Origin of the sequence: Microbispora sp. GKU 823 (assembly GCF_002027145.1) — a bacterium.
Lineage (GTDB): Bacteria > Actinomycetota > Actinomycetes > Streptosporangiales > Streptosporangiaceae > Microbispora > Microbispora siamensis.
Map to the genome: position 1 here is coordinate 1 of NZ_MWJN01000057.1, position 14,275 is coordinate 14,275.

General features: G+C 69.8%; 12 protein-coding genes. All 12 read left to right on the forward strand.

Annotated elements, in window-relative coordinates; genetic code table 11:
• Positions 1-690 precede the first annotated feature (690 nt).
• The 12 genes from B1L11_RS26565 (at position 691) to B1L11_RS26615 (ending at position 14,271) form a co-directional block, all read left to right on the forward strand.
• Entirely contained in the window at positions 691-1,773 is a 1,083-nt protein-coding gene (locus tag B1L11_RS26565; RefSeq protein WP_179155332.1) for a Gfo/Idh/MocA family protein, read from the forward strand.
• The gene (locus B1L11_RS26570) at positions 1,767-2,654 is read left to right on the forward strand and encodes a thioredoxin family protein (protein ID WP_179155333.1); all 888 of its coding nucleotides are present in this window, start codon (positions 1,767-1,769) and stop codon (positions 2,652-2,654) included. Before B1L11_RS26565 ends, B1L11_RS26570 begins: the two co-directional genes overlap by 7 nt.
• Positions 2,655-2,736: 82 nt before the next feature.
• On the forward strand, positions 2,737-4,263 hold the full coding sequence (locus B1L11_RS26575; RefSeq protein ID WP_079317179.1) for a GMC oxidoreductase: 1,527 nt from the start codon (positions 2,737-2,739) through the stop codon (positions 4,261-4,263).
• Positions 4,264-4,524: 261 nt separating this feature from the next.
• Positions 4,525-6,072, forward strand: a complete 1,548-nt coding sequence (locus B1L11_RS26580) for an MFS transporter (protein ID WP_079317181.1) — start codon at positions 4,525-4,527, stop codon at positions 6,070-6,072.
• 154 nt (positions 6,073-6,226) lie between these two features.
• The gene (locus B1L11_RS26585; RefSeq protein WP_079317183.1) at positions 6,227-7,804 is read left to right on the forward strand and encodes a GMC oxidoreductase; all 1,578 of its coding nucleotides are present in this window, start codon (positions 6,227-6,229) and stop codon (positions 7,802-7,804) included.
• A complete protein-coding gene (locus B1L11_RS48650; RefSeq protein WP_218671328.1) occupies positions 7,798-8,199 on the forward strand; it encodes a DUF6379 domain-containing protein in 402 nt (133 codons plus the stop codon). The genes B1L11_RS26585 and B1L11_RS48650 overlap by 7 nt, the downstream gene beginning before the upstream one ends.
• On the forward strand, positions 8,196-9,086 hold the full coding sequence (locus B1L11_RS26590; RefSeq protein WP_218671329.1) for a sugar phosphate isomerase/epimerase: 891 nt from the start codon (positions 8,196-8,198) through the stop codon (positions 9,084-9,086). The genes B1L11_RS48650 and B1L11_RS26590 overlap by 4 nt, the downstream gene beginning before the upstream one ends.
• Positions 9,087-9,109: 23 nt before the next feature.
• On the forward strand, positions 9,110-10,120 hold the full coding sequence (locus B1L11_RS26595) for a sugar phosphate isomerase/epimerase (protein WP_079317185.1): 1,011 nt from the start codon (positions 9,110-9,112) through the stop codon (positions 10,118-10,120).
• 2 nt (positions 10,121-10,122) lie between these two features.
• Positions 10,123-11,301 carry a Gfo/Idh/MocA family protein gene (locus B1L11_RS26600; protein ID WP_256862913.1) on the forward strand — a complete coding sequence of 393 codons (1,179 nt, stop codon included), beginning with the start codon at positions 10,123-10,125 and terminating at the stop codon, positions 11,299-11,301.
• 59 nt (positions 11,302-11,360) lie between these two features.
• A complete protein-coding gene (locus B1L11_RS26605; RefSeq protein WP_079317187.1) occupies positions 11,361-12,329 on the forward strand; it encodes a sugar phosphate isomerase/epimerase in 969 nt (322 codons plus the stop codon).
• Positions 12,326-13,297, forward strand: coding sequence for a sugar phosphate isomerase/epimerase (locus B1L11_RS26610; RefSeq protein ID WP_079317189.1), 972 nt, complete (start codon positions 12,326-12,328; stop codon positions 13,295-13,297). Before B1L11_RS26605 ends, B1L11_RS26610 begins: the two co-directional genes overlap by 4 nt.
• Complete coding sequence (locus tag B1L11_RS26615) at positions 13,294-14,271, forward strand: sugar phosphate isomerase/epimerase (RefSeq protein WP_218671330.1); 978 nt, start codon at positions 13,294-13,296, stop codon at positions 14,269-14,271. The genes B1L11_RS26610 and B1L11_RS26615 overlap by 4 nt, the downstream gene beginning before the upstream one ends.
• The last annotated feature ends 4 nt before the right edge of the window (positions 14,272-14,275 follow it).

Here is a 14,275-nt window from a genome sequence, read left to right on the forward strand (position 1 = left end):
CGCACGGCCCTACGCACCGGGGCGGAATCCGCGCGTACGGCTCCCGAGCTGCCCGGTCGAAGGCCTCCGCCGCGATACAGCAGGTCAGCGGTACCTCACCCAGGCCGTCACTCTGGCCGCTTGCGTCGTGGCTCCGCCCGTGGTCGCCCTGGCCGTACTCGGCGGGATCGGCTCCTTCGCCACCCTGCGCCACACCTCGCCGAGCCGTTGGGTGGCGGGGCGTCCGAACGCCTCGGCGCCGGCCTCGCTTGGCGTGCCAGTTCATGGGCGCCTGGCGGACCCACGGTCGCAGGTCTCACGGCTGATGCCCAGATGTGGGCCGAGCCTGACAGGTACAGCGCGACGGCGTCGGCCTTGAATTCAGGCGGGTAGGCGTTGATGCCACCAGGAACTCCTTGGTCTCCATGATCTGGTACTCAAGGTGTCCACATGTCGGAGACCTGGACGCCGGACGCGAGCGTAACGGCAGTCCTTCATTTGATGCCACCCTGAACGCTCCGGCTGGCGGAGCGTTGACGCGGCCCGCAGATGGCGCATGGGCCGGCCCTCCATGCCAAGGGAATCAGCCTCGTCTATGTCTGCCATCAGGGATTGATGGCCCTCGTATGCGTTGACTTCCGTCGATTTCATTCATAAATATGTGCAGGCAGTCCCGTGGTCGGGGTCACGGGTACCCTCTGGAGGTCTCTGGTGGTCAATCGCATGCGTGCCGGCATCGTCGGCGTCGGTTTCATGGGAACGGTGCACGCTCGGGCCATCCGGCGCGCGGGCGGTGTCGTGGTCCGGGCCGTCGGCTCGACACCGGAGTCTTCCCGGAACGCCGCCGAGCGCCTCCGTCCGGAAGTCTTTACGGAAACGGTCGAGGAGCTGCTGAGCGCCGACGACATCGACGTCGTGCACATCTGCGCACCGAACGCGACTCATGCACGGCTGGCGCGTGCGGCCATCGCCGCCGGCAAGCACGTCGTCTGCGAGAAGCCGCTCGCGGTGAACCCGTACGAGGCTGAGGAACTGGTGCAGCTCGCCGTCGATGCCGGTGTCACGGCCACCGTCCCGTTCGTCTACCGCTTCTATCCGACGGTCCGGGAGGCTCGTGCCCGCGTCGCGGACGGCACTGCCGGGCCGGTACGTCTGCTGCACGGCTCGTACCTCCAGGACTGGCTCGCCGAGGACAGCGACGACAACTGGCGGGTGGACTCCGCGGTCGGCGGGCCGTCCCGCGCCTTCGCCGACATCGGTGTCCACTGGTGCGACTTGGTGGAGTTCGTCAGCGGGCACCGCATCGTGCGCGTGGCGGCCCAGACGATGATCGCGGTGCCTGCCCGCGGCGGGCGGAGAGTGGAGACGGAGGACGCGGCAGTCGTGCTTTTCGAGACCGACGGGGGAGCGGTGGGCAATGTCACCGTCAGCCAGGTGACCCCGGGCAGGAAGAACCGGTTGTGGTTCTCGGTGGACGGTGCGAAAGAGAGCCTGACTTTCGACCAGGAGAACCCCGAGACGCTGTGGATCGGCGGCCGGGAGATCAATCGGCAGCTGCTGCGCGGCACCAGCGAGTCCCTGGTGGCCGCGCGGTACACCGCCGTGCCCGCCGGACATCCCCAGGGCTACCAGGACTGCTTCGACGCCTTTGTCGCCGATGCCTACGCGGCAGTGGACGGCGTCGAGCCGGACGGCCTGCCAACCTTCGCCGACGGATTGCGCGCGGCACAGCTGACCGCCGCTGTCCTGGAAGCCGCGCAGAAGCAGACTTGGGTGGAGGTGGCCTCGTGCTGAGTGGACGGTTGACGGTCGGCGACCGGGCGCCGCTGTTCGAGCTGCCCGACACCGCGGGAGCACCTGTGTGCCTCAGCCCGGAGCGGTCCGTCGCGACCGTCGTTGTTTTCACCGCCAACGGCTGCCCGTTCGCCCGCGCCTGGCACGACCGAATCCAGCAGGTCGCCCGCGACTACGCGAACCGGGACGTCACGGTGCTGCAGGTGGTGAGCAACGACGAGACCGACCATCCGGAGGACTCGAGCACGGCCATGCGTGAGAGGGTCGCCGCCGGCGAGCTCGCCGGCCCCTTCCTGCGAGACGCCGACCAGTGGGTAGCCCAGGCGTATGGTGCGACGGCGACCCCCGAGATCTTCGTGGTCGACCGTATGGGCCTCGTCCGCTACCACGGCGCACCTGACGGCGACCACGACGACCCGGCCCAGAACGCCGGGTGGCTGCGTGAGGCGCTCGACGACGTCCTGTCCGGCCGTGAGGTGGCCCGGCCGCTGACCTCTCCGGCGGGCTGTTCCATCAAATGGCGGGTGGAGCTGCTGTGGTGGGACGGCTGCCCGACGCACGAGCACGCCGCCGAGCTGCTCCGGGGGACGCTCGCCGAGCTCGGCCGGGGCGACGTGCACGTCGCTGAGCGGCAGGTGACCTCGCGTGAGGAGGCCGAGCGGCTCGGGTTCCCCGGCTCGCCCACCTTCCAGGTGGGGCGGCGCGACGTCTTCCCCGGCGACGCCCCACCCGCCCTCACCTGTCGCGTCTACGAGCGGGCCGACGGGCGTCCCTCGCCGCTGCCGGATCCCGCCGACCTGGCCGCACGGCTGCGCCGCGTACTGGCCCGTCCGTGGGATCTCCCGGGCTGGGTCGATCCGCGCAAGCCCTCAAATCGGTAGGAGTTGTCGTGGCATGCCGTACATGTCCTGAGAAAGCGCCCACCACCCCCGGATCCAGATCGACCGCCGAGGAGGCGTACGTATGACCGCTCACCCGACCGTTTTGATCGTCGGCAGCGGCCCGACGGGGGCGACCTACGCGCGGGTGCTGCTGGAGCAGGTCCCGTCGGCGACCGTTCTCATGGTCGAGGCCGGTCCGGTGATCACCTCGCCGCCCGGTATGAACGTGAAGAACATTCCCTCCGCCGACGAGCAGGCGGCCGCGCGGCTGGCTTCGCAGGGGCGGGCCGGCGAGGCGGGCGTGTCGGGTATCCCGGGTGGTGTCGTCGTGGAGGGGACGATCACCGCGCGGCAGGGCACGCACCTCATCGGCCGTGCGGCCGAGGGCTCGCCCGGGATGCCGGCGGCGGCCGTTGCCACCTGTGTGGGCGGGCAGGGGGCGCATTGGACCTGCGCGACGCCCAGGCCCGCGGGAAGTGAGCGAATCACCTTCGTCGACGAGGCCGAGTGGGACGAGCACGTCGCTACCGCGGAGGGGCTGCTGCACGTCAACAAGGCCGCCTTCGGCGACTCGCCTCAGGCCGCGGCGATCCTCGAGCGTGTGCGCGAGGAGTTCGCAGCCGATGGGATCGCGGTCCGCCCACTGCCGGTGGCGGCGGATCCTCGGCCTGACGGAACTCTGCGGTGGAGCGGCACCGACGTCGTCCTCTGCCCCGTCCTTGACGACCCGCGTTTCACGCTGCGGCCGGAAACCCTGTGCGTACGGCTGGTCCGCGACGGTGACCGTGTCGTCGGTGCCGTCCTCAGGGACCTGAGCAGCGGCGTCGAGGAGGAGGTGCGCGCCGACGCCGTCGTCGTGGCGGCCGACGCGATCCGCACTCCCCAGCTGTTGTGGGCGTCGGGCATCCGGCCGGCGGCCCTGGGGCGCTATCTCACCGAGCATCCGCTGGTCTTCGGCGTGGTGGCGGTCCGCGAAGGACTCCTGCCGTCGCAGCAGGGGGTTGCCACACCGGTGGATCCGATCCGCGCCGTCGTCTCCATCGGCTACGACGAGGAGCGGCACCCGTACCACGCGCAGCTGATGTATTCGCCCGTCTGCCCGGTGCCGTTGCCCGAGGACAGCCCGCATCGTGACAACCCCGCGGGTTACGTGGGCATGGGCTGGGGGGTGCGCAAGTGGCCGCGGCCCGAGGACCGGCTCTTCTTCGACGACGAGCAGCCCGACGAGAACGGACTGCCGAGCATCCGCATCGCCTACGAGCTCACCGAGCGCGAGCACGCGGAGCTCGATCGGGCCCGCGCCCACCAGGCACGCGCCGCGGCGGCGCTGGGCGAGTTCGTGACGGGGACACCGGTGCTGATGCCCGCCGGGAGCTCCCTCCATTACATGGGCACCGTGCGCATGGGCCCCGCCGACGACGGCACGTGCGTGTGCGACCCCTGGTCGCGTGTGTGGGGCCTGTCCGGGCTGGTGCTGGCGGGCAACGGCCTCATTCCGACGGCGAACTCCTGCAACCCGACGTTGACCAGCGTCGCCCTGGCTGTGCGCGGCGCCCGGGCGCTCGCGGCCGAGTTGCGGGCTGCCCGCGCCGTCGGGGCACGGCCGTGAGCAGTGGAGGAACTGCGAACTTGTCCCGCCTACCGGCCTGCCGGGGTCCTGGTTCTCGACCCTCGCAGGCCGGTGGCATGCCCGCCGGGCCGAGCGTACGGTAGCTGATGGGTAATTGTGCATGTTTCCCGCTAAACTTGAGCGACGGTCGGGGTCGTCTCCTTTGAAGAGCGTGCCCGTCGGCTCGGCGCAGCGCCGCTAGCCGCGCACCCTGCCGCCGTCGGTGACCCCTCCCGTGGGTCGAGAAGGTGACTTCTCCCTGTGAATCCTCGTCCCGGGGCGGCGAACGGCCGTCCGGCTCGGCTGCGCCTGCTCTTCGTCGCGCAGATCGTCATCACCCTGCTCACCGCGCTCGACCAGACCATCGTCGCGACCGCGTTGCCCACCATCGTCGCCGACCTGGGCGGAGAACGGCAGACGGCATGGGTCTTCACCGCCTACACACTGGCGATGACCGTGGCGATGCCCGTCTTCGGACGTCTCGGCGACCTCCGCGGCCGCCGAGCGCTCTATCTCGCCTGCGTCGCCGGTTTCGTGCTCGCCTCCGTGCTGTGTGGCTTCGCGGCCGGCTTCTTCTCCCTGATCGCACTGCGGTTCGCCCAAGGGATCGGTGGGGGCGGAATCGTGGTGCTGGGCCAGGCGGTCGTCGCCGACGCCGTCCCCGCCCGGGACCGGGGCCGGTTCCTCGCGCCGATCGGCGCGGTTTTCGCGGTCGCGAGCGTCGTGGCGCCGCTGCTCGGCGGGGCGCTTACCGACACGGTGGGCTGGCGCTGGATCTTCTGGGTCAACGCGCCGCTGGGCGGGCTCGCTCTCCTCCTGGCCTTCCGGTCCGTCCCCCGGATCGTCCCAGAACGAACAGGGGACAGGTTCGACATCGTCGGAGCGGTCCTGCTGGCCGTCTGGGCGACGGGTGTCGTCCTCGTCGCCGCGTGGGGCGGATCCACCTACCCCTGGTCGTCCCCGGTCATCCTGAGTACGGCCGGCCTCGTGCTTGTGGCCTTCGGGCTGTTCGTGCACCGGTGCCGCCGGCATCCGCATCCGATCGTCCCGATTTCGATCTTCCGGAACCGGACCGTCGTGATCAGCAGCGTGTTGGCGTTCGTCGTCGGCGCCGGTGTCTTCGGCCTGGTCGGTTACGTGCCCGGCGTGATGCAGGCGGCGTTCGGTCTGTCCGCCACGCCCGCCGGAACGCTGATACTGCCCCTGGTCCTCGGTCTCATGGTGACGAGCCTGCTGGCCGGACACCGGATGGCGCGCACCGGTCGCTACCGCGACTTTCCGCTGCTCGGCTGTACGATCGCCGCCGCCGGCATGCTGGGTTTGGCCGCCGTCCGGACAAGCACCCCTGTTCTCCTCGTCGCGGTCTGGATCGGGGTGGTCGGCCTCGGCGTCGGCTGCTTCATGCAGATCAGCACCGTGGCGGTGCAGGACGCCGTCACGGACCGGGTCGTCGGCACCGCGACCTCCACCGTCGCCCTCGTCCGGGAGGTCGGGGTGTCCATCGGAGCGGCAGCGCTGGGCGGCCTGCTGAGTGCCCGCCTCCTGAGCGGCCTGGGCGACCGGCGGTACCTGGCGGGGCTGTCGCCGGTGCAGTTGCGGACACTGTCTCCCGCCCTGAGACATGCCTATGCCGAGACCTACCTGGCGGCCCTCACGCCCCTGCTCCTGGGGCTGGTGCTGCTGTTCGTGGTGGCTCTCGCGGTGTCGCTGTTCATCCCGGATCGCCGGCTGAGCGGTGGTGCTCGGACGACCGGGCAGGGACGGAACGAAGCGGTCGGCCACCAGGTCGCGTCGCACGAGGGCGGGTGACAGGGGTGACGCGATTCCCGTGGCATCGGCACGGCTGATACCCGCTATCAGCAGGTACGTGGCCGCACCGCGTTGACCAGTTATGTTGAAAATCGGCAGAATTGCCACATTCGACGGCGTGCGCTGTGATCCCCCTCTCACCGAATGGAGCGGCATGACCAGGTCCTTTCCCAACGCTGTCGACGTGGCGATCGTCGGCAGCGGGCCAACAGGCGCGGCGTACGCCCGGATCCTGAGCGAGCAGGCTCCCCAAGCCGCCGTCGCCGTTTTCGAGTCAGGGCCGGTGCTCACCGACCCGCCCGGCATGCACGTGAAGAACATCGCCGACCCCGTGGCGAGGGTCGCCGCCCAGCGCAGCTCCGAGGGGTTGCGGCCGCACACGCAGAGCCCGGAGGGGCACTACCCCGACCCCTCGCGGCGGGTGGTGCGCCCGGGCACTCACCTGCTGCCTGACGGCTACCGGCAGCCGGGTGAGGACGGCCTGCCTGCGCTGGCGATGTCGACCAACGTCGGAGGCATGGGCGCCCACTGGACCGCCGCGTGCCCGCGACCCGGAGGCGCGGAGCGCATCGCGTTCCTGCCGGACCTCGACGAGCTGCTCGACGAGGCCGAGCGGCTCCTTGGTGTCGACCGGCACCCGTTCGACGACGCTCCTTACGCCGATGTGGTGCGGGCACGGCTGGGAACGGAGTTCGACCCCAGCCGGCCCGAAGAACGGCGCGTGCGGCCGATGCCCCTCGCCGTCCGGCGACGGGCGGACGGCGCCCTTGCCTGGAGCGGCTCCGATGTCGTGTTCGGTGACGCGACGAGGAACAACCCGAACTTCCTGCTGTTCGCCGACGCGCAGGTGCGCCGCGTGCTCGTCGAGGACGGCAGGGCCGTCGGCGTGATCGTCCGGGACCGGATGGATGGCAGCGAGCGAGAGGTGCGTGCGCGGTTCGTCGTCGTCGCGGCCGATGCCCTGCGCACCCCGCAGCTGCTCTACGCCTCGGGGGTGCGCCCTCCGGCGCTGGGCCGGTATCTCAACGACCAGCCGCAGATGATCTTCGCCGTACGGCTCCGCGACGTCAGCCGTCAGCCGGAGGCGGAGCACAGCCCGCGGGGAGACACCGCGATTGCCGAGGAGAGCGGCGTCTCCTGGGTCCCCTACATCGACGAAGAGCCCTTCCACGGCCAGGTCATGCAGCTCGACGCGTCCCCGATCCCGCTGCTGGACGAGGACGAGCCCGCTCCGGGCACGATCGTGGGGCTCGGCTGGTTCTGCGGAAAGGACCTGCAGGAGTCCGACCGCATCGAGTTCGACGACTCCGCGACCGACGACTACGGCATGCCGAAGCCACGGATCCACTACACGCTCACCCCGCGCGACCACGAGACCCTGGGGCGGGCGCGGGCGGCCATCCTGCGAGCCGCACGCGCGCTGGGCGACTTCATCGGCGACGAGCCGATGGTCCTCTCGCCCGGGGCGTCGCTGCACTACCAGGGCACGACCCGGATGGGCCCGGTCGACGACGACACCTCGGTATGCGCGCCCAACAGCGAGGTGTGGGGTGTGTCCGGCCTCTACGTGGCCGGCAACAACGTCATCCCGACCCCGATCGCCTGCAACCCGACCCTCACGTCGGTGGCCCTGGCGGTCGGCGGAGCCCGGGACATCGCGGCACGGCTCGCCGCCGAGACCGAGGACACGAAGGACACGGCCGCGTCGACGGCCACGATCGGAGGGTGGTGACCGTGCTGGAGGTCCCCATGATCCAGGCCCGGGGGTTCCGCAACCGGGCGGCCGGAGACGGCTTCGAGGTGCGGCTGCGGCTGCCGTACTACCGGGGCCTGTGGACCAACCTGATAGAGGGCGCGACGATCACCGTTGACGGTGAGCGCTTCGCTCCCGGCGACATCGGCTGGAGCATCGGCGGTGTGCGGTACTCACCGGCCGAGTTGCGCGCCTCCGAGACCGCCCGCTGGCCTGTGGACGTTCCCGCGATCCTCGCGGTCCCGCGCCCGCGGCCGCTGTCGATCGGCTTCCACACCGTGGCCGCGGAACTGCGGCTGCGCATGTCGTACATCCCGGAGGAGCTCCAGCCGACGGTCTGGAGCGAGGAACGCAGGTTGGTGATCACGCGATGACGGAGCCCCGGTTCGAGTACGGCGTCTCGCTCTACAGCTACACGGGCGAGTACGGCGTGACGATGACGCTCGACGACTGTGTCGAGGACGTGGCCGACCTCGGCGCGACCGGCCTGGAGATCCTCGGTGAGGCCCACGTTCGGGACTACCCGAACCCACCCGCGGCCTGGATCGACGCCTGGTTCGCCCGGCTTGAGCGGTACGGCCTCACGCCGACGTGCTACGGCTCCTGGGTGGACACCCGCCGGTTCGGGGGCCGTGCCATGACCGTGGACGAGGCCGTCTGGCAACTGGAGACCGACATCCGGCTGGCCGCGACGCTCGGCTTCCGCTTCGTACGCCCCAAGCTCGGGGTCGTCACCTCGGACCTGGAACCCGATCCGGTCTGGGAGCCCGCCACCGAGCGGGTGCTCGACCTCGCGGCGGAGAAGGGGATCGTCATCTGCCCGGAGATCCACTGGCCGTCCGTCATCAGGTCGAAGGTGGTCGACGACTACCTCGCCTTCATCGAGCGCACCGGCACCGAGCACTTCGGGCTGCTCATGGACACCGGCGTCTTCCAGACTCGGATGCACCACCGCCGCGGAGGTGTCGCGAGCCGGCTCGGCGAAGGCTCGGCGCGTCCGCCGGAGGTGCCGGTCGTACCGGTGTCCGACCTCGAGGACGTGCTCGACCACGTCGTCCACGTGCAGGCGAAGTTCTACGAGATCGACGACGACCTGAGGGACCAGTACATCCCATGGGCGGAATTCCTGGAGATCATCGTGCGCCGCGGGTGGTCGGGCTACCTCTCCAGTGAGTACGAGGGCGACTACGGCGTCGGCCGCGCGGCCGATCAACTCCGGCGCCAGCACGCCCTCATCCGGCGTCTCGTCACCCCGGCCTGATCGGTAGAACGAAGGGAACCGTAATGTCGCGCCCGATCACCCTGTTCACCGGCCAGTGGGCCGACCTGCCGTTCGAGGAAGTGGCCCGGCTCGCCTCATCCTGGGGGTACGACGGCCTCGAGATCGCCTGCTGGGGTGACCACCTCGACCCCAACCGCGGCGCCGTCGACGACGCCTACCTCGACGAGAAGCGCGCCGTGCTCGACAAGTACGGCCTCAAGGTCTACGCGATCTCCAACCACCTCAAGGGACAGGCGGTCTGCGACGACCCGATCGACCAGCGGCACCGCGCCATGCTCCCGGACGCGATCTGGGGCGACGGCGACCCCGAGGGAGTCCGGCAGCGCGCGGCGGAGGAGATGAAGAACACCGCCCGCACCGCCGCCAGGCTCGGCGTGGACACCGTCGTCGGGTTCACCGGCTCGTCGATCTGGAAGTACGTGGCGATGTTCCCGCCCGTCTCCCAGGAGCTCGTCGACGCCGGCTACCAGGACTTCGCCGACCGGTGGAACCCGATCCTCGACGTCTTCGACGAGGTCGGCGTGCGCTTCGCGCACGAGGTCCACCCGTCGGAGATCGCCTACGACTACTGGACGACGAAGCGGGCGCTGGAGGCCGTCGGGCACAGGCCGGCGTTCGGGCTGAACTGGGACCCGTCGCACTTCATGTGGCAGGACCTGGACCCGGTCGGGTTCATCCTGGAGTTCGCCGACCGCATTTACCACGTGGACTGCAAAGACGTGAAGCTCAACGTGGGCGACGGCCGCAACGGCCGGCTCGGCTCGCACCTGGCCTGGGCGGACCTGCGCCGCGGCTGGGACTTCGTCTCCACGGGTCATGGCGACGTCCCGTGGGAGAAGTGTTTCCGCGCGCTCAACAGCATCGGCTACTCCGGCCCGATCTCTGTCGAGTGGGAGGACGCCGGCATGGACCGGCTCGCGGGCGCTCCGGACGCGCTCGCGTTCGTGCGCGGCAAGCTCTTCGACGCCCCTGAGGCCGCCTTCGACGCCGCCTTCGCGCGGAAGGAGGACTGACGGTGACCGACGCCGCACGTCCGCCGCTCCGTGTGGCGATGATCGGCCATGGGTTCATGGGGGCCGCGCACTCGCACGCCTGGCGGACCGCGCAGCGCTTCTTCGACCTGCCGCGCCGAATCGAGATGGTGGCCGTCGCCGGCCGCAACCCGGAGACGCTGCGCGAGGCCGCCGACCGCCACGGCTGGGCCGAGTGCGACACGGACTGGCGGCGCGTCGTGGAACGTGACGACATCGATCTCGTCGACGTCGTCACGCCCGGTTCGGCGCACATGGAGGTGGCCGTCGCCGCGCTCGACGCAGGCAAGCACGTCCTGTGCGAGAAACCGCTGGCCAACACCGTCGCGGAGGCCGGGGCCATGGCGGAGGCCGCGGTGAAGGCCCGGGAGCGCGGGGTGCTCGCGATGGTCGGCTTCACCTACCGCCGGGTGCCGGCCGTTCGGCTGGCGCGGGAACTGGTCGAGTCAGGCGAGATCGGCCGGATCCGGCAGACCCGGGCGGTGTACCTGCAGGACTGGCTCAGCGACGAGAACGCGCCGCTGACCTGGCGCCTGGACCGCTCGGCCGCCGGGTCCGGCGCGCTCGGCGACATCGGCGCCCACATCGTGGACGCCATCCAGTACGTGACCGGCCAGGAGCTCACCGGCGTGAGCGGAATGACCCGGACCTTCGTGACCGAGCGGCCCATGCTGGAGGAGTCGGTCGGCCTCTCCGGCCGTGCCTCCGAGAGCCGGCGTGGGCCGGTGACCGTCGACGACGCCGCGGTCTTCTTCGGCACGCTGAGTGGCGGCGGCCTGGCCTCTTTCGAGGCGACCAGGATGGCCCCCGGGCGGAAGAACGCGCTGCGGTTCGAGATCAGCGGCACGACCGGGGCCCTCGCCTTCGACCTCGAGGACCTCAACACCCTGCAGGTCTTCTCCTTCGCGGACGGCAACACCGCCGGCTTCCGCCGGGTGCTGGTCACCGAGCCGGAGCATCCGTACGTCGCGGCGTGGTGGCCGCCCGGCCACATGCTCGGGTACGAGCACGGCTTCACCCACCAGGTGCGCGACCTGGTGGCGGCCATCGACGCCGGCGAGCAGCCCCGCCCGTCCTTCGAGGAGGGACTCCAGGTGCAGCGGGTGCTGGAAGCGGTGGAGCGCAGCGCGGCCGCCGGCGCCCACTGGACCCCGCTCACCTGAGCGGACCCGCCGACAGCCCGGCCGCGCCCGGCGAAGACGACAGAGAAGGAGCAATCATCATGGCCTGGACGAAGTGGTCCTACATGGATCACTGGGTGACGGAGACGCCGCAGGGGCCGCAGCCCCCGTCGTTCAACCGCGCCTACATGGACCGCTACATCAAGCAACTGTCGGCCCTCGGCTTCAAGGGCTTCGACACCTTCTTCTTCTACCTGCCCATGCTCGAGGGCATGTACGGCTCGGTGAAGGCCTTCGAGCACTTCCTGCAGGACAACGGCTTCGAGAAGATCACTGGGATCTTCTCCGCCTATCCGTACGCGACGAAGTACACCGCGCCGCACGTCCCGGAGACCCACGACCGGATCGTCGCCGACTGCATGGCGACGGTGCGAGCCGTCGAAGGGTTGTCGGTCGAGAACTTCATCGTGATGCCGTCCACCACATATTTCCAGGTGGAGCCGGTGACGGACGAGAAGATCAAGATCATGGCCGACCTCTGGAACCGGGTCGGGCAGATGACACTCGAGCACGGCATGCGGACGACGTGCCACTTCGAGTTCTGGGGTGCGATCCGCACGCGGGAACAGCTGGACCTCTTCTTCCGGTACACCGATCCCCGCTATGTCTACTTCTTCTGCGACACGGCGCAGCACACGATCGCCGGCGTGGACCCGTTGCAGATGTTCCGCGACTACCGCGACCGGTGCACCGGCTTCCACTTCAAGGACACCCACACCGTCGACGAGCACGAGGCGTACCGTACGCCTCCGGACCCGGAGCTGATGGCGCCGAACGTGACCCGCTGGTTCTATGAGATGGGCACCGAGGGCGGCCTGGTCGACTTCCCCGCGCTCATGCGGGAGATCGTGACCTCCGGGTATGACGGCTGGCTCACGGTGGAGCACGACAAGGCCGAACTGGGCGGGGGCAGCTACGCCGAGGCCACGTGCGTGGCCAAGTGGTACATCGACAACGTCCTCGCGGAGGCGCAGGCCGAGGCCGAGGCGCAGCTGGAGGCCGGGCGATGAGGGACACGCTGCGGTGGGCCTACGCCCTCAACCAGTGGAACATTCGCATGGACGTCTTCGTCCGGCACGAGGACCAGCGCCGGGCGCTGAAGACGCTGTCCGCGCTCGGATTCGGCCACATCGAGCTGGCCGCGGGCTCGGGCAGGTGGGACAACCTCGGCCGTCCCGAGGTCATCGAGATCAACCACGGAAGCCCCGAAGGCTTCCTTGCGTTTCTGCGCTCCTGCTCCGTGAACGGCGTCTCGAGCATGTTCTGGGACCCGGGCCAGCCGGTCGAGGAGGAGGGCTGGGCGTTCCGCTCGACCCGCAACCGCGACGATCACGCGGCCATCGTCGAGTCCGCGAAGCCGTTCGTCGACTTCCTCGCCGCGATCGGCGCCGAGCAGCTCGTCGCCCGCCCCATCGGGTCGGCCTGGATGCAGCCCCCGCTCGGCCGCGACGACATCGCGGCCATCGGGGAGGTGTGGAACGGCGTGGGCAAGGTCGCCGCGGCCGCCGGCGTGGGGCTGGCCCTGCACTACGACTGCCTGAGCGCCGTGCACACCGCCGACGAGCTGCGCCGGCTGCTCGACGCGACCGACCCGGAGCTCGTCGGGCTCGCGCTCGACACCGCGGAGCTGACGATCGGCGGCATCGATCCGGTGGCCTTCTACGAGGAGCGGCACGAGCGGGTCACCCACGTGCACCTCAAGGACACCCGCTACGCCGACACCGGCGAGGAGTACCGCATGCCCGGCGCCGAGACCACGATGCTGCGCGGCGGAGCCGGCCGGCGCATCGAGCGCTGGTTCTTCGAGCTCGGCACCGAAGGCGGCCTCGTCGACGTCAAGGCGTTCGTCGCCGCTCTGCGGCGGCGCGGCTACCCGGGATGGGTCGTGGTCGAGAGCGACCACGGCGGCAATCCCGCCGAGCTGGCCATGCTCAACAGCTGGTATCTGCAGCACGAGCTGTCGGTGGCGCGCACGTGACCGCCGATCAGCTCGCTCGGCGCAGCGAAACGCCGGAGCGGCGCATCAAGTGGAGCTACATGGACCACTGGCGTTCCAACGGCCCCGCCGGGCCTGTCGACCAGTGGCATTCCCACCGCACGATGTCGTCCTTTCTGAAGCAGATCAAGGCGGTCGGCTTCGACGCCATCGACACCTTCGACTTCCGTCTGTGGCAGATGTACGGCGACTACGGCGGCCCGGCCAAATACCAGGAGATGGTCCAGGACCACGGCCTGGAGCGAATCGTCAACATCTTCCACGCCGCCGACTACGACCTGCGCAACTACGCGCCCCACGTGCCGGAGACGCACGAGAACATCCTCGAGGACTTCCGCGTGACCATGGGGCACTGGTCGAGCATCGAGCTGGACAACATCATCGTGATGCCGGCGACGCTCTACTACGACATGGAGCCCGTCACCGAGGACAAGCTCAAGATCAGCGCCGAGCTGTGGAACAAGGTCGGCGAGATCACCGCCGGCTACGGCGTGAAGCTGACCTGCCACCACGAATTCTTCTGCGGTATCCAAAGCGAGCCGGACATCGAAGTCTTCTACTCCTACACCGACCCCAGGTACGTCTCCCTCTTCGTCGACACCGCGCAGCACTGCATCGCCTCGGTCGATCCCGTGGCCCTGTACCGCCGGCACGCGCATCGGGTGAGCGGCTTCCACTTCAAGGACACCCGCAACGTCGCCGCCGGCGATGATCACCGTCATCGCCCGGATTCCGAGATCATGGCGCCGACCACGGGCAAGTGGTTCTACGAGATGGGCACTCCGCACGGCCTGGTCGACTTCGAGGCGATGATGACCGCGGTCCGGGACAACGACTACCGGGGCTGGATCAGCGTGGAGCACGACAAGGCCAACAAGGACGGCGGCGACTACGCCGAGAGCACCGCGATCGCGCGCTGGTACGCGGTGAACGTCCTCGAGAAGATCTACCGGTAGGGGG